The organism is Clostridium sp. AM29-11AC, from assembly GCF_003480545.1.
GTDB lineage: Bacteria > Bacillota > Clostridia > Lachnospirales > Lachnospiraceae > Otoolea > Otoolea saccharolyticum_A.
This window is the reverse complement of sequence record NZ_QUJI01000004.1, coordinates 71,479-91,876: the sequence shown is the minus strand read 5'-3', so window position 1 is coordinate 91,876 and position 20,398 is coordinate 71,479. Positions and strand designations below refer to the sequence as shown.

14 protein-coding genes, 2 tRNA genes and 1 other RNA gene are annotated in these 20,398 nt (G+C 52.3%); 16 read left to right on the top strand and 1 reads right to left on the bottom strand.

The genetic code is table 11. The features are described from left to right. The first annotated feature begins 4 nt into the window (after positions 1-4). From tilS to DW757_RS04465, 7 genes are all read left to right on the top strand, one after another. On the top strand, positions 5-1,399 hold the full coding sequence (tilS, locus tag DW757_RS04495; RefSeq protein ID WP_118751086.1) for a tRNA lysidine(34) synthetase TilS: 1,395 nt from the start codon (positions 5-7) through the stop codon (positions 1,397-1,399). Beyond that, on the top strand, positions 1,392-1,916 hold the full coding sequence (gene hpt / locus DW757_RS04490; protein ID WP_021966825.1) for a hypoxanthine phosphoribosyltransferase: 525 nt from the start codon (positions 1,392-1,394) through the stop codon (positions 1,914-1,916). Before tilS ends, hpt begins: the two co-directional genes overlap by 8 nt. A 66-nt stretch (positions 1,917-1,982) precedes the next feature. Then, on the top strand, positions 1,983-3,797 hold the full coding sequence (ftsH, locus tag DW757_RS04485) for an ATP-dependent zinc metalloprotease FtsH (RefSeq protein WP_118751169.1): 1,815 nt from the start codon (positions 1,983-1,985) through the stop codon (positions 3,795-3,797). Positions 3,798-4,242: 445 nt separating this feature from the next. Continuing rightward, entirely contained in the window at positions 4,243-6,441 is a 2,199-nt protein-coding gene (locus DW757_RS04480; RefSeq protein WP_015544058.1) for a glycoside hydrolase family 13 protein, read from the top strand. A 138-nt stretch (positions 6,442-6,579) separates the two neighbouring features. Then, a tRNA-Tyr gene (locus tag DW757_RS04475) sits at positions 6,580-6,661 on the top strand. Between the two features lie 47 nt (positions 6,662-6,708). Beyond that, a tRNA-Leu gene (locus tag DW757_RS04470) sits at positions 6,709-6,794 on the top strand. 206 nt (positions 6,795-7,000) lie between these two features. Continuing rightward, complete coding sequence (locus tag DW757_RS04465) at positions 7,001-8,713, top strand: hypothetical protein (protein ID WP_118751085.1); 1,713 nt, start codon at positions 7,001-7,003, stop codon at positions 8,711-8,713. A gap of 12 nt (positions 8,714-8,725) precedes the next feature. Here the strand turns inward: DW757_RS04465 and DW757_RS04460 are convergent, their stop codons facing one another. After that, entirely contained in the window at positions 8,726-9,421 is a 696-nt protein-coding gene (locus DW757_RS04460) for an anaerobic ribonucleoside-triphosphate reductase activating protein (RefSeq protein ID WP_008396750.1), read from the bottom strand. 513 nt (positions 9,422-9,934) lie between these two features. On the opposite strand from DW757_RS04460, the gene tadA reads away from it, so the two are divergent. The 9 genes from tadA to DW757_RS04415 all read left to right on the top strand — a co-directional run bounded on the left by tadA (position 9,935) and on the right by DW757_RS04415 (position 19,287). Continuing rightward, entirely contained in the window at positions 9,935-10,465 is a 531-nt protein-coding gene (gene tadA, locus DW757_RS04455) for a tRNA adenosine(34) deaminase TadA (RefSeq protein ID WP_347476054.1), read from the top strand. Positions 10,466-10,572: 107 nt separating this feature from the next. Next, positions 10,573-10,834: signal recognition particle sRNA large type (gene ffs, locus DW757_RS04450), an RNA gene on the top strand. Positions 10,835-11,164: 330 nt separating this feature from the next. Beyond that, the gene (locus tag DW757_RS04445) at positions 11,165-12,247 is read left to right on the top strand and encodes an ATP-dependent 6-phosphofructokinase (RefSeq protein WP_008396742.1); all 1,083 of its coding nucleotides are present in this window, start codon (positions 11,165-11,167) and stop codon (positions 12,245-12,247) included. A gap of 30 nt (positions 12,248-12,277) precedes the next feature. After that, a complete protein-coding gene (dnaX, locus tag DW757_RS04440; protein WP_118751084.1) occupies positions 12,278-13,945 on the top strand; it encodes a DNA polymerase III subunit gamma/tau in 1,668 nt (555 codons plus the stop codon). A gap of 125 nt (positions 13,946-14,070) precedes the next feature. Then, entirely contained in the window at positions 14,071-14,436 is a 366-nt protein-coding gene (locus DW757_RS04435) for a YbaB/EbfC family nucleoid-associated protein (RefSeq protein ID WP_021965759.1), read from the top strand. Between the two features lies 1 nt (position 14,437). Then, entirely contained in the window at positions 14,438-15,037 is a 600-nt protein-coding gene (gene recR, locus DW757_RS04430; RefSeq protein ID WP_008396738.1) for a recombination mediator RecR, read from the top strand. A 42-nt stretch (positions 15,038-15,079) separates the two neighbouring features. Beyond that, a complete protein-coding gene (locus DW757_RS04425; RefSeq protein ID WP_008396736.1) occupies positions 15,080-17,593 on the top strand; it encodes a hypothetical protein in 2,514 nt (837 codons plus the stop codon). 116 nt (positions 17,594-17,709) lie between these two features. Further along, positions 17,710-18,537: a Cof-type HAD-IIB family hydrolase gene (locus DW757_RS04420; protein WP_021965757.1), complete on the top strand. Its 828-nt coding sequence runs from the start codon at positions 17,710-17,712 to the stop codon at positions 18,535-18,537. A gap of 45 nt (positions 18,538-18,582) precedes the next feature. After that, positions 18,583-19,287, top strand: a complete 705-nt coding sequence (locus DW757_RS04415) for a CvpA family protein (protein WP_008396734.1) — start codon at positions 18,583-18,585, stop codon at positions 19,285-19,287. Positions 19,288-20,398 lie beyond the last annotated feature (1,111 nt).

Sequence of the window (20,398 nt, the reverse complement as noted above, 5' to 3'; positions counted from 1 at the left end):
TAGGATGAGAGAAAAGGTTTCCAGATACATGGAGAAAAACGGCATGCTGAAAGCCGGGCAGCGGGTGGTGGTGGGCCTTTCCGGAGGCGCGGACTCTGTCTGCCTTCTGAGCCTTCTTTCAGATATGAGAAGCAGCCTTTCCATACGGCTGAGGGCCGTGCATGTCCACCATGGCCTGAGAGGACAGGAGGCAGACAGAGATGCCGATTTTTCCCGGGAGCTGTGCAGGAAACTGGACATTCCCTTTATTTTAAAAATGGAAAACGCGCATCAGGAGGCGCAAAATCGCCGGATCTCCGAGGAGGAAGCAGGCCGGCTTCTCAGGTATGAGGCCTTTGAGCAGGAGGCGGCCAGGTGGGAAGAGGAGGAGCGGGAGCAGGAAGGAGCGGCACTTCCTGTGCGCATAGCAGTGGCCCACCACGGGGATGACAGCGCGGAAACCATACTCTACCATCTGTTTCGCGGAAGCGGCCTCAGGGGGCTGGCCGGAATTGCGCCGGTACGGGGGCGGGTGATCCGGCCCCTTTTATGTGTTTCCAGACAGGAGATTCTGGAATATCTGAGGGAAGAAGGCCTCTCCTATGTGACGGATTCCACAAACCTTCTGAACGATTACACGAGAAACCGGCTCAGAAATCAGATTCTTCCCATGGCGGTTCAGGAGGTAAACCGGGGGGCAGTGGAGCATATTTTAAGGGCCGGGGAGATCATAGGGGAAGCGGATCAGTTCTTTCGGGAGAGGGCCGGGGAGTTCCTGAAGAAGGAGGGAATTTGGAAGGAATCCTGTTTGGAGAAGAGCCGGATGCTGGCTGTCCCTGTTTCAGCCCTCGGGAGTCTGGCGCATATTGAACAGGGCTATGTGATCCGGGAAGCATTTTCAGAACTTGGCTGGCCCCTCAGGAATATCGACGCCTCCCATATTGAGTCCATCCTGTCTCTGCTGGACGGGAGAACAGGGGCAGGGGCGGATCTGCCGGGAGGCGTGAGGGCAGAGCGGGTCTATGAAAATCTGGTTCTGAAAAAAAAGGAGAGGGCAGCGGCGGAGGACGGTCTTCCCCGCCTTTCTATGGAAGTAATCCCCCGGGAAAATCAGGCCGAAATTCCCAAAAACAGGTATACGAAATGGTTTGACTATGATAAAATAAAAGATACGTTATCTGTCAGATACCGCCTTCCCGGAGATTACATTACCCTGAAGGGAGGGGGGCGTAAGAGCCTGAAATCCCTGTTTATCGATGAAAAAATTCCCCGGGAAATGAGAGGGAGCATTCCCCTCCTGGCTGAGGGAAACCATGTCCTGTGGATGATAGGGGGAAGGATCAGCGAATACTATAAGGTAACGGAACAGACTAAGAGAATCTTAAAAGTACATTTAGATGGAGGTACAAACTGTGGCTGACAAAATCCGAGTTTTATTGACAGAAGAAGAGGTAAATAAAAGAATCAGCGAAGTGGCTGCTCAGATCAGCAGTGATTACAAGGGCCGTCCGGTTCACCTGATCTGTATTCTGAAGGGAGGAGTATTCTTCACCTGCGAGCTGGCAAAACGCCTTGACCTGGAGGTGTCCCTGGATTTCATGTCTGTTTCCAGCTATGGATCCGGCACAGAGTCCAGCGGAATCGTGAAGATTGTCAAGGATCTGGATGAGCCTCTGGCGGGCAAGGATGTGCTCATTGTGGAGGACATCATTGACTCCGGACGCACACTGGCGTATCTGATCGAGGTGCTGAAGCAGAGAAATCCAAAGAGCATCCAGCTGTGTACGCTGCTTGACAAACCGGAGAGGCGAGTGAAGAAACAGGTTCAGGTAAAATACACCTGCTTTACGATTCCGGACGAGTTCGTCGTAGGCTACGGACTGGACTATGATCAGAAATATAGAAATCTGCCGTACATCGGCGTGGTGGAAGTATAAGGAGGAAGACCGTTGAAACAGAGACAGCCATTTGGAGGATTTCTCCTCCTCTTACTGGCATTTTTTATGCTCGGTATGATCTGGATGAAGACGCCGAACAGCTTTCTGGGAAATGAGGCCATGACAGAGCAGGATGTGATGGTGGCGCTTGAAAACGGAAGCATAGAGAGAGCCCTGATTTTACCGAACGCGGAAAATGATACTGGGCGGCTCAAGCTCTGGATGAAATCCGGGGAGCAGGAGGAGGTAAACGTCCTGAGTGTAAGCCAGTTTGCCTCGGATTTTCAGAAAGAGGGGATTCCCTATGAGGTAAACGATATCCCGAGAGAGAACAGTATGCTGAACATCATCCTGCCGGTTCTCCTTTCCGCTGCCATTCTGGTGGCATTCTTTATGTTTATGAATACCAGAAATGCAGGCGGAAGCAACGCCAAGATGATGAATTTCGGCAGAAGCAGAGCCAGGATGACCCGAGACAGCAAGGTGAATTTTACTAATGTGGCGGGGCTCAATGAGGAGAAGGAGGAGCTTGAGGAGATTGTGGATTTCCTTAAAAATCCCCAGAAATATACAGGCGTCGGCGCCCGGATCCCCAAGGGAGTGCTTTTGGTGGGCCCGCCTGGAACGGGAAAGACACTTCTGGCCAAGGCCATTGCCGGGGAAGCCGGCGTTCCCTTCTTCTCCATCTCCGGTTCAGACTTTGTGGAGATGTTTGTGGGAGTAGGCGCATCCCGTGTCCGCGATCTGTTTGAAGACGCGAAGAAAAATGCACCCTGTATTGTGTTTATTGACGAGATTGACGCAGTGGCCCGCCAGAGAGGAACAGGTATGGGCGGCGGCCATGACGAGAGGGAGCAGACCTTAAACCAGCTTCTGGTGGAGATGGACGGCTTCGGAGTGAACGAGGGAATTATCGTGATGGCTGCAACGAACCGTGTGGATATCCTTGACCCGGCTATTCTGAGACCGGGGCGCTTTGACAGAAAGGTGGCAGTGGGAAGGCCGGATGTCAGAGGACGCGAGGAGATTCTGGCAGTCCACACCAAGTCAAAGCCTCTCGGCGATGACGTGGATCTGCACCGGGTGGCCCAGACTACGGCCGGCTTTACAGGTGCTGATCTGGAAAACCTGATGAATGAGGCGGCTATCAATGCGGCGAAGGAGAACCGGAAATATCTTGTCCAGGCCGATATTGACAGAGCCTTTATCAAGGTGGGAATCGGAACAGAGAAAAAGAGCCGGATTATGTCGGAGAAGGACAGGAAGATCACAGCCTACCACGAGACAGGCCACGCAATTCTGTTCCACGTGCTGCCGGAGGTCGGCCCGGTGCACACCGTCTCCATTATCCCTACAGGAACGGGAGCAGGAGGCTACACCATGCCTCTGCCGGAGAAGGATGAGCAGTATATTACAAGGGGCAGGATGCTCCAGCAGATCATGGTATCCCTGGGCGGAAGAATTGCCGAGGAGCTGATGTTTGACGACATCACTGCCGGGGCGTCCCAGGATATCCGCCAGGCTACGGCCATAGCCAGGGCCATGGTGACGGAGTACGGTATGTCTGACCGGATTGGTATGATCAATTACGGAAATGAGAGCAGCGAGGTCTTTATCGGACGGGATCTGGCCCATGCCAGAAGCTACGGCGAGGAGGTCGCCACAAAGATTGACGAGGAGATCAAGCGCATCATTGACGAGTGCTACAAGAAGGCGAAGGAGATTATCATGGAGCATGAGGAGGTTCTTCACCGGTGCAGCAGCCTGCTTCTCGAAAAGGAAAAAATCGGTCAGGCTGAGTTTGAGGAGCTGTTTGACGAGACTGTGGAAAACAGTGAAAAGACGGAGCAGAATGCCAGAAAACAGGGTGTTTTCGGATGACTTTTTGATCGTTTGTGCGAAATGGCGGCTGATATTTTCCGGGGTTTTGGCAGCGGTTCGCGATATGCACAAAAAAGCCTTTGAAATTCTTTTATGTTTGTGCAGACTTATTTTATCGCCTATGCTATTATAATACACGTAACCCCCCCCAATACATTATATAGTTTTTGCTACACCCCATAAAAACGAAATACCTTCTCCTAAAAAGGCCAGCTTACCCCGCTGGCCTTTTTACTTGCAGTCATTCAGTCTCCCGCTCTGCGGCAGCAGTCTGAACGGCTGCTTTTACTTTCTTTAAATCTTTCTTTTCTGTTGTGTATTGGCATAGGATGGGATAAAATATAGAAAAAGATAACAAAAAGCAGCTTACCTGAGCGCGCGGCGGACAGGCGGATGCAGCTGAAGCTGGCCGGACGGCTGAAGGCGCAGGGAAGAGAGTAAGGGAATGATGATGATGAAGATTAACAGGGAAGCGCTGTTCTGTGATGAGACGGAGGACTACAGGAGTCCCTATGAGCCGGATACGGGGGATACCGTGTGTTTCAGGCTGCGCACAGGGCGGGACAATGCAGACTCTGTTTTTTATTTAGAGCCTGATACAAAGGTGAGAAGGCGCATGAGACGCGTGTTCAGTGAAGGACGGTTTGACTACTATGAGATAACGATGGAGCTGGGGGAAGGTCCCGTTTCCTACTGCTTTGAGATCCGCCTGGGCAGTGAAGTCTGTTATTACAACCGCCTGGGGCCGGAGGACAGGGCGGATGCCTCCTATGCATTTGAGATTATCCCCGGTTTTCACGTGCCGGAGTGGGTGAAGGGCGCCGTTATATACCAGATCTATGTGGATCGCTTCTGCAACGGTGATCCGACCAACGATGTGGAAACGAATGAATATATCTATATCGGAAGCCCTGTTCAGAGAGTCTCCGACTGGGAGGAGCTTCCGGAGAACCTTGATGTGGGCCGGTTCTACGGAGGGGATCTGAAGGGAGTCTGGAATAAACTTGATTATCTGAAAAGTCTGGGAGTTGAGTGTATCTATCTGAACCCGGTTTTTGTTTCCCCGTCCAATCACAAATATGACTGCCAGGATTATGAGCACATCGATCCTCACTACGGAGTCATCGCGGAGGATCTGGATCTGCTGGTGGACCCCAACGACATGGACAATGACATGGCCGGCAAATATGCCACCAGAACGGCTGACATGACAAACTTAAAGGCCAGCGACGATTTTTTTGCCGCCTTTGTGGAGGCTGCACATGAAAAGGGGATCCGGGTGATCGTGGACGGCGTATTCAACCACTGCGGTTCTTTTAACAAGTGGATGGATGCAGAGCTGCTTTACCAGCACGAGGGAAATTATGAGCCGGGCGCTTATGTTTCGGCCGACAGCCCGTACAGGAGCTATTTCAAATTCAACAATAAGGACGGCTGGCCCTTTAATGACAGCTATGACGGCTGGTGGGGCTTTTCGACCCTGCCCAAGCTCAACTATGAAGAATCGGAGAAGCTCTGCGAGGCCATTATGAATGTGGCCAGAAAGTGGGTGTCTCCTCCCTTTAACGCTGACGGCTGGCGCCTTGACGTGGCGGCAGACCTGGGCAGGAGCAGTGAGTTCAACCATAAGTTCTGGAGAAGATTCAGGGATGCGGTGAAGAAAGCTAACCCGGAAGCTGTGATCCTGGCAGAACACTACGGCGATCCGTCCAGCTGGCTGGATGGCAGCCAGTGGGACACGGTGATGAATTACGACGCCTTTATGGAGCCTGTTTCCTGGTTTCTGACAGGGATGGAAAAGCACAGCGATGAGGCGAATGAGAGCCTTTTTGGAAACGGCGCGGCATTTTTCGACATGATGCGCTACCATATGTGCAGGATGCAGCCTCAGTCAATCCAGGCGGCTATGAATGAGCTCTCCAACCATGACCATTCCCGGTTTATGACCAGGACAAACCGCCGGGTGGGACGCCTTACCAGCGCCGGAGCCCAGGCGGCGTCAGAGGGCATAAGCTACGGCATATTCCGCCAGGGAGTGGTGATGCTGATGACCTGGCCGGGAGCGCCCACCATTTATTACGGAGACGAGACGGGACTCTGCGGCTGGACGGACCCGGACAACAGAAGGACCTACCCCTGGGGGAAAGAAGATCAGGAGCTGATCGAGTTCCACCGGTATATGACAGGAATCCATAAGCGGTATCCAGCCTTCAGGAAGGGATCGGTGAGGAAGCTGCTGGCAGAACAGGATCTGATCGCCTATGCCCGGGTGGTGGAGGGCTGGAAGCCCGGAAGTCATGCACAGGCTCTGGGAAGGGGCTTTGCCAGAGCAGACTTTTCCTGTCTGGATACAGGGGATACAGGGCATCTGTCAGAGCAGTTCAACAGAGAGCGGCGGGAAAATGAGAGCCGGGCAGTGGTGGCTGTCAATACTGCCATGGAGGAAAAAGTGGCGGAAATTCCTGTCTGGCAGGCGGGAATTACAGACGAGATGGAGCTTCACCGCCGGATGCTGACCTATGAGGAGGGCTATAATGTGGGCCGCATCATCTATGAGGTGAAGGACGGGATGGCAAGGATTTCTGTCCCGGCCCGGGGAAGTATAGTTCTGGTGGCAGAGAGAAAACAGGAGGATGAGGCGTAAGCGATGGATGGAGCCTCCTGCAGAAAGAAAAATTTGCCCAAGCTTTCCCCATGGCTGAACGGTTACTATTTTATTTTGAAAAGTGCTTGATTTTTTGATAAAATTGTGTTATTATCTAACACGGTTACAAATCAGCCTGGATGGATTCCCGAGTGGCCAAAGGGGGCAGACTGTAAATCTGTTGCGACACGCTTCGGTGGTTCGAATCCACCTCCATCCATTTCAGCACAAGGATGCTGATTCCCAAAACGGGATACCATATGGGATGCCGCAGTGGCGGAACTGGCAGACGCACAGGACTTAAAATCCTGCGAGGGTTAAACTTCGTACCGGTTCGATTCCGGTCTGCGGCATTGAGATGAGAGCTTTGCTTTGGCAGAGCTCTTTTTTTTATATAACAGGAAACTTCGTTCTCTGTTATATAAAAACGCTCCGCGAGGATCGCACTGCGGCGAAAAGGAAAATGTCGCTTTTGCGACCCGCCGCGCAGCAAAATTTCAAACATCAGTCATAGATTGCTTTTCCCTTTGCATACAATAGATAGCAAAGGAGTGATGGCATGTCTAATTATCAGCGGCTAATATCATATATTTATACATACGAAGGCGGAATCAAGGGGAAAAACACAGGGTTCGCCAAGCTGGAGACGAGAAACGGCCAATGCCGTCTTACGGTCAATGTAAAGAAAATCTTTGTGGGCGGAAATCCGCTGGGCGTTTACCTTCTGTCAGGGGACGGAGAACTCAGAATAGGAACGCTTTTTGCCAGAAACGGAGCAGGAGAATTCCGGGCTGTTCTGGATGTCGGCAATGTGGAGGGAAGCCAGAAAACCCTGGAGGAATTTTACGGGCTGACGATACATGACGTGGAGAGCGGCTGGCGGACCTATACAACCGTATGGGAGGATGCGGTGGCTCACGCTGCGGCTGTGGACCTGGCGGGAGTGACGGCTGAAAATGTGCAGAAAAGCAGGAGAGAAGAGGAAAACCAGAGCGCCAAGGTGCTGCCGGAGCTGGTTCTTCCGATTTCCGGGGAGATTGAAAAGGAGCTTGCCAGGGAGGCTGCCGCTGAGAGCAGGGGGGCAGAGCCGGGGCCGGAAGAGGGAGACGGGACTCAGGAAAGCGTTCAAAGAGAGGAGACAGATCCTTTCGCCGCAGGTGAGCGGGATTCGGTGAATGGTGAGAAAGATGCCGGGGGCAGTCCGGATGAGCCTGAAGACCAGACCGTACAGGAGACAGAGGGAGAGCCGGTGAGTCCAGGGGGGACAGAGGAGGATGAGGAAAAGGCAGAGAGTGTGCGGACCCAGGACGGCGGACAGACAGCAGAAGCCGGCGGGCCAGATGAAAAGTGTGAGGAGCAGGAGCATATCCGGAATGAGGAAGCGGCCGCGGCAAAGGGAGCAGACAGGGAGAAGGACGTAAGAAAAGAAGACGGTGAAATCGTGAGGCAGATGGAGGCTGCGCCTGAGCGGAGAGAGAGCAGAAACTATTCAGAGGAGTTCGTTGTCATGCCGGGCCGCCGGGCCGTCGGCCCGGCGGCGGGGGAGCTGCAGAGGGGGATCAGAGCCCGCCTGATTGGAAGATCCGTGCCTCCGGTCAGTGGAGCTCCTGTGATAAATAAAACTTCCGGGAAAGGCAGGGACAGTGCCAGGGAGCCTTTGGCAGAACAAAGGGAACAGGCTGCCTATGGAAGGCCCCGTTCCAGGAAAAGACCCCAGGAGAGTATGAGCGCGGGAGAATGGGCAAGACAGCTGAACGGCAAGGTGATATATGGAGTCGGCGCGGGAGCAGACCGGACTCAGGAATCCGGACAGACAGGCAGAGAAAGGGAGGAAAAGGGAAGCCATACCCGGGAGGCGGAAGAATTTACGCCCCTTGAGCTGGAGGAGCCGGATATTCTGAGCCACCAGAGAATGTGGGCGAGACTTCGCAGAAAGTATCCGAAGATTCTGGCTTTTGACTACGATGACGGCTGCGAAATCCTGACCATTAAGCCTCAGGATATCGGCCTGCTTCCGAGAGAGGTATGGGTGTTTGGAAACAACAGCTTTCTGCTTCACGGCTATTACAGCTACCGTTATCTGATTCTGGCCAGGCTGGAAAATCCGGATGGAGAGCCGAGGTATCTGCTGGGAGTTCCCGGCCATTACCATCCAAATGAAAAATACATGGCCTCCATGTTTGGCTTCCCTGATTTCGTACTGTCGAAAAAGCAGCCATCCGGAGATGACTGCTTCGGGTACTGGTATACGGATATCCGTGTAGGTGAGTGAGCAAAAGGTGCTTTAATAGTCAACGCCCCTGAGCTCCACATTTTCCACAAAGGGGCGCACAATGTCCATAAAATGGAGAAGCTCCTCGCGGCTGCAGGCGGAAAACCCTGGAACGAGAACCTGCTCTGAATCCTTGTAGCTCTGCAGATAGTAGGCTCTGCAGCCCTGAATCCATCTGCCGATATCGTAAAAGTCACTTTCTGAGTGAAGTTCTTTTACGACGGTGGTGCGGAATTCACAGGCGACAGAACCTGAGAGCAGAAAGGAGACGCTCTCCTCTATCTTTCCCATATCGATGCCCGGAAGGCCGGCTGCGGCTGCGTAATTGCCGTGGCCGGCCTTGATGTCCATGGCCACATAGTCGATCAGCCCTCTGCGGCAGAGATCCTTTAAAACATCAGGGCGGTAGCCGTTTGTATCCAGCTTGACAGACAGGCCGAGGCTTCGTATGCTGTGGATCAGCTTCTCGAGATCAGGCTGAAGAGTGGGTTCTCCGCCTGTAATGCAGACTCCCTCCAGAAGCCCGGAGCGCTTTTTCAGAAAAGCCAGGACATCCTCCGGGTCAAAGGGGTCCTCCCACGGACCGTTCACCAGATCTCCGTTGTGGCAGAATGGACAGCGGAAATTGCAGCCCCCCAAAAAAATCGTGGAGGCCACATGGCCCGGATAGTCGAGAAGAGTCGTTTTCTGTAAACCTGATATGATCATGGCAGATACCTCGCTGATTTTGAAAGTTATGGCTGAGCACACCGGCAAATGCCCGTCTGGGGAGAGCGGTGGGCAGAACCTACCTGTAAGTATAAAGAAGAAGAGCCGGGATTGCAAGTTTCAGGCTGCGTGAGGCGTCAAAAGCCTGTCAGAGGCTTTCTGTCAGTTTTCTCTTCGGGCTTGCCAGAGAAACAGAGGATAGGATATAATGACTGCGAAGCAGTCATTATATCTGCGCATACCGGTTTCAGCATTGACTGCTGAAAGCCGGGCGCTAAATTCCGCCGGAGGCTGTCATATCCGAAGGATAGGATATAATGAGCGCAAGCGAGCGGCGAATGGCGATCACAGGCTGTGCCTGTGATATACTGGTACCATGCGCCAGGGCGGGGCTCTTCCATGCCCCCTTTTTGCCATGGCCGACCGGGAAAATGTGTCTGCGAAAGAGGCTGGACATACTGGGATGAGATCGCGGCCGGGAACCAAAACAGACAGGAGAGAAAGATGAGAAAGCTGACAGAAGATGAGCGGTATATGAGAGAGGCGGTCCGGCAGGCAAAGAAGGCCTGGGCTCTCGGGGAGGTGCCTATCGGATGTGTGATTGTACATAGAGGAAAGATAATCGGAAGGGGATATAACCGCCGCACCACAGACGGAAATGTTCTGGCCCATGCGGAGATACTGGCCATCCGAAAGGCGTGCCGGATCATAGGCGACTGGCGGCTGGAAGAATGCACCATGTATGTGACGCTGGAGCCCTGTCCCATGTGTGCCGGAGCCATCGTTCAGGCAAGGATTCCAAAGGTGGTGATCGGCTGTATGAATCCCAAGGCCGGCTGTGCCGGTTCTGTGCTGGATCTGCTCCACGAGGAGGGGTTTAACCACCAGGCAGAGACAGAGGTGGGAACTCTGGGGGAGGAGTGCTCCTCTATGCTGAAGGAATTTTTCAGGGAGCTGAGGGTCAAAGGGAAGGAGAAAAAGCGGCTTCTCCGGGAGGAGGCCGCTGAAGCAGAGGGACGGGAGAAACAGGAGCCGGCGGGCTGAACTCTTCCCGGAAGCGCTGCAAGTCCGGAAAAAACACGCCCTTGACAAAAATACATCCTCCATGTATACTGAACTGGTTAATAAATCATAACTGTGTCATAAAGATTCCGCACAGCCGGGAAGTTAGCGGTGTCCTGTACCTGCAATCCGCTATAGCAGGGGTGATATTCTGCCTCGGGTGCTTTTTTGCAGAGCTGCCCCCCGTAAGTGGCGTTGAAGCTTGGGTCTTACGCAATGGGAATCCATGAACCGTGTCAGGGCAGGAATGCAGCAGCACTAAGTGGAAACTCCTGTGTGCCGTGAGGGCGCCTGGGCCGAGTTAACTGCGGGGGTAACGTCTGTGAGGAGCATTCAAAGCAGAATGTGCGGATTAAAATAATTGACAGCTTTGTTTAAGAGCGGGAGAGCCTGCTCTGGAATCTGAGAATACAGAGATTAAGCCTTCGCGGCAGATTGCCGCGGAGGCTTTTCCTATTTTGCCGGAAATTCTGTCTGGTTTTCTGCTCTGTCTGGTTTCCTGCTAGAGAAGAAAAGCTGCCGGCGCAGAAGACTGGCCTGTTAAGGTTTTCAGTAAGTTTTCCGTAAAGATTTTTTCCTTGCCCGCGGAAAAAGATTGTATTATAATTACAAAATGGGTATAGTGTAACCTGAAATACCCATACAAAAGGATAGAAGTGAGAGCAGAAAGGGTGTGTCATTATGAAACGAATTGGTATGCTTACCAGCGGCGGCGACTGCCAGAGCTTAAATGCTACCATGCGCGGCGTGGCGAAGGCACTTTATAAGACTTACGACGACGAGGTAGAAATCATCGGATTTGAAGACGGATATAAAGGACTGATGTATGCGGATTATCGGATTATGAAGCCTTCCGATTTTTCAGGAATTCTGACACAGGGGGGAACCATACTCGGAACCTCCAGGCAGCCGTTTAAGCTCATGAGAACACCGGATGAGAATGGTCTTGACAAAGTGGCCTCCATGAAACACACCTATTATAAACTGAAGCTGGAATGTCTTGTGGTGCTCGGAGGAAACGGAAGCCAGAAGACTGCAAACCTGCTGAGGGAGGAAGGATTGAACGTCATCCACCTTCCAAAAACCATTGACAACGATCTCTGGGGAACGGACATGACCTTCGGATTTCAGAGCGCAGTCAATGTAGCCACAAACGCTATTGACTGCATTCATACAACTGCAGCATCCCACGGGCGGGTCTTTATCGTAGAGGTAATGGGCCACAAGGTCGGATGGCTGACGCTCCACGCGGGAATCGCCGGAGGAGCCGACATTATCCTGATCCCTGAAATCCCGTATGATTTGGATGTAGTGGTGGATGCCATTAAGAAGAGGACGAAGGCCGGCAAGAATTTCACTATTCTGGCAGTTGCCGAGGGCGCCATCTCAAAGGAAGACGCGGCCCTCACAAAGAAAGAGCTGAAAGAGAAGAGAAAGACGGGACCGGTATACCCCTCTGTCGCCTATGAGCTGGGAGCAAAGATCACAGAAAAGACAGGCCAGGAGGTGCGCGTCACGGTTCCGGGGCATATGCAGAGAGGCGGCGAGCCCTGTCCTTATGACCGCGTGCTGTCCACCCGCCTGGGCGCATCCGCCGCACAGCTGATAGAGAAGGGAGAATACGGCTACATGGTAGCGGTAAAGAACAACGGAATCGTCAAAGTTCCGCTGTCTGAAGCTGCAGGAAAGTTGAAAACTGTCGATCCGTCCTGCGACATGATCCGGGAGGCGAAGGCGGTGGGAATCAGCTTCGGCGATAAATAGATCCATGAAAAAGTGAGGAGTTGAAAGGCCATGTCCTATACAGCCCTTTACCGAAAATGGCGTCCTGTATCCTTCGAGGATGTAAAGGGTCAGGATCCCATTGTAAAGACACTGAAAAACCAGATAACATCAGGCCGCATCGGCCACGCCTACCTGTTCTGCGGCACAAGGGGAACGGGCAAGACGAGTATTGCGAAGATATTTGCCAGAGCGGTGAACTGTGAACATCCGGTGGACGGCAGCCCGTGCAACGAGTGCGAGACCTGCCGCCATATTATGGAGGGCTCCTCCTTAAATGTGGTGGAGATAGACGCCGCGTCCAACAATGGCGTGGAAAATATCCGCGAAATCCGGGAGCAGGTACAGTATCCCCCCACAGAGGGGACATACAGGGTGTATATCATCGACGAGGTGCACATGCTGTCCATAGGAGCCTTTAATGCTCTGTTAAAGACACTGGAGGAGCCGCCGTCCTATGTGATTTTCATTCTTGCCACCACGGAGGTGCACAAAATTCCCATCACGATCCTGTCCAGGTGCCAGAGATATGACTTTAAGCGCATTTCTCTGGATACGATTGCCGACAGGCTCCGGGAACTGACAGAGGCAGAGCATATCGGAGTGGAGGAACGGGCCCTTCGGTATGTGGCGAAGGCGGCAGACGGCTCCATGAGAGACGCCCTTAGCCTTCTTGACCAGTGCGCGGCCTTTCATTTCGGGGAGACCCTGACCTATGACAATGTTCTGGAGGTTTTGGGCGCTGTGGACAACAGCGTGTTTTCAGAGCTGTTCCGGGCCGCCGTGGAGGGGCGAACCAGGGACTGTATCTGCAGAATAGAGGAGATTATCATCCAGGGGAGAGAGCTTTCCCAGTTTGTAAACGACTTTGTCTGGTATCTGCGGAATCTTCTGATTGTGCAGTCGGCAGACGATGCGGAGAATATGCTGGATATGTCCGCGGAAAATATCCGCCTTTTGAAGGAGGAGGCAGCCCTGGCAGACGCAGATACGCTGATGCGCTATATCAGGATTTTTTCAGAGCTTTCAGGGCAGATGCGGTATGCGAGCCAGAAACGGGTGCTTCTCGAGATTGCCTTTATTAAGCTGACCAGGCCTTCCATGGAGCAGAATTTTGACTCTTTGCTCCAGCGAATTGCAGAGCTGGAAAACAGAATAAAGGAGATACCGTCTCCCCAGGAGCTGGCGGCTCTGGCAGCTGCCGGTCAGGCTGGTGCAGCAGACAGGATGAACGGCGCCATGGGAGCCGGCTTTGGAGGCGCCCCCGGCACAGACAGGGACGGAGCCGGTACAGGATCCGGCAAAGCAGGAGCAGACAGCCCGCCTGCTGAGACGGTGATTCTCCCCAAGGCCCAGTATGAAGATCTGATGATGATAAAGAAGGAGCTTGGGAAAATAGCCAGGCAGATGGGGGGATCGGTGCGTCTGGCCCTTCAGGAGGCTGTGCCAAGACCGTCCGGCGAAGGCTGCCTTTCCCTCGAATTCACGGATGTGAATTACTATACCATCGTGAACAGGGAGAATGTTCTGGCTGAGCTTCGCACTCTGGTGGAGCAGAACTATCAGAAGAGCATTGAGTTTAAGGCTCATCTCAGGGAAACGTCGGTCCCTGTCAATACAGCCTATGTCAGCGAGGAGGATCTGGCTGTAATCCACTGCGAGGTGGAGGTGGAGCCTTAGAGAGGCTGACGAAGAGACGGGAGAAAAGCATTTTGAATCTGCAAAGTGCTGAACAAAATGCTGAAGATAAAATAAAACAGACAAAATATAAAAGACAGAAATTAAAAATCAGGAGGAAAAACACCATGGCAAAGCGTGGCGGTTTCCCGGGAGGAATGCCCGGAAATATGACAAATTTGATGAAGCAGGCGCAGAGGATGCAGCGCCAGATGGAGGAGACAACCAAGGAGCTGGAGGAGAAGGAGTACACAGCGTCTGCGGGGGGCGGAGCCGTTACGGTTACAGTTTCCGGGAAAAAGGAAGTGCTCTCTGTGAAGCTCTCTCCGGAGGTTGTGGATCCGGACGATATCGAGATGCTTGAGGATCTCATCGTGGCTGCTACGAATGAGGCATTCCGCCAGATGGAGGATGCCAGCTCTCAGGCTATGGCTAAGCTGACAGGAGGTCTTGGCGGCCTGGGAGGCGGTCTCGGCGGAGGCTTCCCGTTCTAAGATGGATTACTACAGCAGTCAGATAACAAAATTGATTGAGGAGCTGTCAAAGCTGCCCGGAATCGGAAGCAAATCAGCTCAGCGCCTGGCCTTTCACATCATAAACATGCCGGCTGAGCAGGTTGAACGCCTTTCATCGGCTATCACGGATGCCAAGAAAAATGTCCGTTACTGCCGGGAGTGCTTCACTTTGACAGACAAGGAGCTTTGTCCCATCTGCGAGAGCGCAAGGCGCGATCACGGCATCATCATGGTAGTGGAGAATACGAGGGATTTGGCCGCATATGAGAAGACCGGAAAGTATGAGGGAGTTTACCACGTTCTGCACGGCGCTATATCTCCGATGCTGGGAATCGGACCCGGCGATATTAAGCTGAAGGAGCTGATGACCAGGCTGCAGAAGGAAGAGGTGAGGGAGGTAATCATTGCCACCAACTCAAGCCTTGAGGGAGAGACGACTGCCATGTATATCAGCAAGCTGATAAAGCCTACGGGGATCAAGGTGACTAGGATTGCCAGCGGTGTTCCCGTAGGCGGCGATCTGGAGTATATCGACGAGGTGACTCTGCTCAGGGCGCTGGAAGGCAGAACTGAGCTGTAAGTAGGAAAGCCTGCCTGTCAGGCGTTAGGAGATGCGAAAGAAATGGATAAGTACGAGTTTAACATAAAGGTTGAACAGATTAAAAAGCTGGTAAACAAAGGGGATTATGAGACAGCGATGAAGATTGCCGACGGAATTGACTGGAGGCGTGTGCGCAGCACCAGTCTTCTGGCGTCGATCTCACAGGTATATGAGAGAAATGAGGAGTATCAGGAGGCCAAGGATATTCTGCTTCTTGCCTTTGAGCGGGCTCCAAGCGGAAGAGGACTTCTGTTTAAGCTGACGGATCTTGCGCTCAGGGAGGGAAATGTGCCTGAGGCCGAGGCGTACTACAGAGAGTTCTGCGAGCTGTGCGGGGATGATCCGAGGCAGAATCTGCTGCGGTACCTGATTCTGGAGGCGAAGAAGGCGCCGCTGGATCAGCTGATTGTGTCGCTGGAGCGCTACTGCCAGGAGGAGTTAGACGAGAAGTGGCTTTACAAGCTGGCAGAGCTTTACCAGCAGGCCGGCCGCGAGGAGGACTGCGTTCGTATCTGCGACAAGATTATGCTTCTCTTCGGACTGGGAAAATATGTGGACAAGGCCATGGAATTAAAAAAGAAGTATGCGCCTCTGACCAAGTACCAGATGGATCTGGTGGAAAACCGTGAGAAGTATGAGGAAAAGCTCAGGGCTGTGGAGGAAGAGTACAGCTCAGGGCGCCGCATAGACAGAGATGACGATCTGGATCAGGATTTTGAGCCCGAGGAAGACGAGGCGGAGCAGACTCACGGAAGACGAGGCGGACGCCGTCTGGACTCTGCAGAGCTTCACGAGGCGCAGGCAGAGCAGGATCTGGCCAATGAGATCTCCAAGATCCCGAAGGAGGAGTATCGGGATGAGGAAGATTCTGTGGGAGAAACGAGAGTCCTGGGAGATATCAGAAGAATGAACCGGCAGCCGTCAGATATGCAGGAGCAGGGCGGCGGAGACCCTGACAGGGAAGCACAGGCTGAGACTGGAACAACAGCCGGGATCAGAGCTGTAAGAACAATTCAGGCGGATAAGGCGGCAGCCCGTGCTGACAAAGAGGAAACAGGCCGTCAGGAAGGCTTCAGAGCCGGCCAGGGAGGAGCAGCTGCCTGGGCAGGAGACCAGCTTCAGGGGCAGAGCGCAGCGCCCCAGAAAGATACTGATGCGTACCAGGCAGAGAGTGCAGCAGCCAGGGAGAAGCAGATGGAACAGATTGCCAGAGCCTACGAGGAGGAAGAGGAGACGATTATCGAGGACTGGGATTTAGAGCCTGAGGAGAGTGAGAGCAATCATCTGATGATTGAGGCGGATGATCCTCAGAGCGGTCTGGCACTGGCCCTTGATTCTTTAAAGAAAATTCACAGAGAACTGGGCACAAAAAATCCGGTTGCAAAAATCAGCGCCCAGAATCTGAACAAAAGAGGGATTTTCTCGGTGGCAGACAGGCTGGTGGGCAAGGATCTGATCGTGGAGCACGCCGCAGATCTGGATGAATTCTCCATCAGGGATCTCAGCGAGCTGATGGAGGCTGACAAGAGCGGCATGATTGTAGTTCTGATTGACACGCCGCTCAGGATGGAGCGCCTGCACAATGGAAACCCGGAGCTGGCAGATAAATTCCAGTATATCGGATGCCGCGCTTCTGAGAGAGCAGAGGATCAGGAGGAGCAGGAAGAAAAGAGAAGACAGGCCGCTGCATCGGCAGAGGCTGCCCGCCGTCAGGCAGAGTATGAGGCAGAGCAGGAGAGAAGGCGGATTGCCGAAGCTCAGGCAGAAGAAGAGCGCAGGAGAGAGGAATACGAAGCGGAGGCCGCCAGAAAGAGAGCAGAGCAGGAGGAATTAAAGCGCAGGGAAGAGGAGCGCCAGCGCGAGGAGGAACGCCGCCAGGCGGAGATTGATGCTGAGCTCGAAAGACAGCGCCTGGCAGAATATGCCGCTGAAACTGCCAGAATGGAGCAGGCCGCAGGCACATCCGGAGAGGCAGACAGAGAGTATAGCCGCTCTAATGACGGCTTCCGACAGGAAGACTATACAGAAGAAAGCGGTTACAGGGAAGAAGAGTATGACATGGCTGAAGACCGCAGAGACGATGACGGCTATCAGAACGGAGATGGATACTATCCCGGCGAGGGCTACCATACAGATGAAAGGCCTGGCTCTGATTATGAGGACGATTACCGGGACGAGGATGAAGAGGACGGCTATCAGGAGCCTTATGAGGATGAATGGGATAAGGACGGACATGAGGATGACTACGGGGAAGAGGGCGATGACCGCCAGATGGATGTGGAGGAATTTGCCCAGTATGCCTGCAAATATGCATCTGAAATTGACTGCAGCATCTCAGGAAAAAGTATGCTGGCCCTGTATGAGCGGGCGGAGATGATGGAGGAGGATGGTATTCCTCTGACCAGAGAAACCGCAGAAGATCTGATTGAGGAAGCTGCAGACCGCGCAGAGAAGCCTTCCTTCGGAGGATTCTTCTCATCTAAATATGACAAGGACGGACTTCTGATTTTAAAGGAGAAGCATTTCTTCGACTGATACAGAAGGACAATAGGAATCGAATACAGAAGATGCCCCATCTGCGGCCTGTACGGCCCGGGAGGGGCATTTATTTGATAAGGAAACTCTTTTGTGAAGAAAAATGGAGGACAGCTATGAACATCAGACTGATTGCCCTTGACCTGGACGGAACACTTCTGACCTCCGATAAGAGGCTTTCAGAGCGCAATAAGAGGGCGCTGGAGGAGTGCATCCGGAGGGGAATATATATCGTGCCGTGCACAGGGCGTACGTTCGAGGGAATCCCGAAGCCTGTCCGTATGCTCGATGGGATAAAATATACGATTCTGACAAACGGCGCGTGTATCCAGGATGCAGAGACGGGAGAGATCCTGGAACGGAGGGGACTCTTCTGGGAGAAGGCAATGCAGGTGATTGACCGGATCGAGGACTTTACTCTTATGTACGACTGTTATATAGAGGGGCGAGGAAAGGCGGACCGGCGGTTTCTTGACACCCTGGAGTACTATGAGATCCGGCCGGAAATCTGCAGGCTGATCCGGGAGACGAGAGATCCTCTGCCGTCGTTAAAGGACTACCTGGCAAAAAAGCAGCCTCTTCTCGATAAAATGAATATTTACTTTAAGGGATGTGACAGGGAGACGAAGCAGAGGGTTCGCCGGGAGCTGGCCGAAATAGAGGGGCTCGTTGTGACCTCGTCTATGCCCAACAATCTGGAGATTAACGGGGAGGGGGCCACAAAGGGGGACGCCATTCGCCTTCTCGCCGATCGGCTTAAAATTCCGGTAAGCCAGACGATGGCTTTCGGTGACGGGGAAAATGACAGAAGTATGATGGAGCTGGCCGGGGTCGGTGTGGCCATGGAGAACGGAAGCCCTCTGGCAAAAGAATGTGCATCATATATTGCGCCGTCTAACGATGCAGATGGGGTGGCGGAAATTATAGAAAGGCTGGTGCTGTAAGGAAGGAAATAAGGCCTGTTCCTTCCCTTGAAAGGAAGTTTAAATATGCAGAATTGGTTATCGATTGCAGCAGCTGTCTATCTTGCTGCCATGGTTTTAATAGGACATTACAGAGGATTTATACGGATGGCAGTCTCTGCTGTCGCCCTGGTGGTGACGCTGGTGGCTGTCAATATGGCTGTGCCCCAGGTGACCTCCTATCTCAGGAATAACACAGAGGTTTACCAGACTGTAGAGGAGGCGGTGCGCCAGGCGATTGGCATGGACGAGAGCGCTGATGCAGACACTCCGGCGGCCCAAAGACAGAAAATCGAGGAGCTGGAGCTGCCTGGGCTGTTTAAGGCAGAGCTTTTGGAAAACAACAATCATGAGGTTTACAGCCTGATGGGAGTAGACACCTTTTCCAGATATGTAACAGGATACCTGGTCAGCCAGATCATGAATCTGGCCGTCTATATTCTGCTGTTCATTGTCATTTTCGGCGCACTGGAAATCATTGCGAAATGTCTGGATATCGTGGCCCGGCTGCCCATACTGTCGGGGGTCAACAAACTGGCCGGCGCCGCTTTGGGCGGCGCGGAGGGACTGATCTTCCTGTGGCTTGCGTTTCTGCTGATTACCGCCTTTTCCACGACAGAGTGGGGAATGAATCTGAACCGGATGATAGAGTCCAGCTCCTGGCTGTCATTTCTGTATGACAATAACCTGCTGGCCAAATTCGTCATGTCGCTGATCGCCGGAATCTTTTAAGGCGGCAGGGGAAGTGACAGGCTGTCACAGAAAGCAAAAAAACTGTGATGAAGAAAGCTGTAATGAAAAAAGTTGCAATGAAGAAAGCTGCCTGCTTTGCGTGGAACCAAGTTCTTGCAAGGCAGGCAGCTTTTTCATGACGGTACAAGGCCGTGCAGTTTTGGCAGGCACCATATCCTGGTGACAGATACAGTCAAATTAAAAAGGAAAATCTGTGAATAAAAGGAAAAGAGCAGGAGAATAATAGCTGTATGGAATCGGAGGGTTCCAATGCCTGATGGAGAAGGGAGGGCAGCTAAAGTACAGAACAGGGCTAAAGAAAATTAAATAAACAATATATATTTTATATTCAATTAATACAATTATTCTGAAAAGCCTTTAAATTCAATTATTTTCCAGGACCACAAGATGTAGAAGCAGAGCAAAAAAATGGGCATATATGGTAGTTGGAAAGAAAACTCAAAAATTGTTTAAAAAAATGATACAAATTTCCTTGACAAGTTCTGCCTGCGGTGGTATAGTTTAGTCCAGCGTAAGACATACGCAGAGTCATCTGCCCTGAAAAACAGAGAACTTCTGAGGGGATATCCTCGAAGCGGCAGATGAAAAACAAATCTTAAAAAACTTCAAAAAAGTGCTTGACACGGATGCGAAGTTGTGATAAGATATAACGCGTCGCTGAGAGCGGCACGGAAGTTTAAGGGAAATCTGAAAGGGTTTCGGAAAGCTTCCAAAAAGAAAATAAAAAAAGTTGTTGACAAACACAACAAGTTGTGATAAGATAAACGAGTTGCTGTTGAGAACAAACAACAACGAACCTTGAAAACTGAACAGTATGTAAAACCCTGAAAATTCTAAGAACAACAGGCTTTTGGTTAAGCCTTGAGGTTCGAGAGAACATTCAGAACAAAACCTAAAGAACAGTAAAACGGTTTAAAAATTAGCCAAGCTAAGTTTCGAACCTGGTTCAAACAGAGGAAACGGCTTTTGACTAAGCTCGTGGGAAACATCGCTAAGTAAAAAGCTGTATGTTTCGACTAAACTCGGAACAACCTCGTTAAGTCAAAGACTATAACATGAGAGTTTGATCCTGGCTCAGGATGAACGCTGG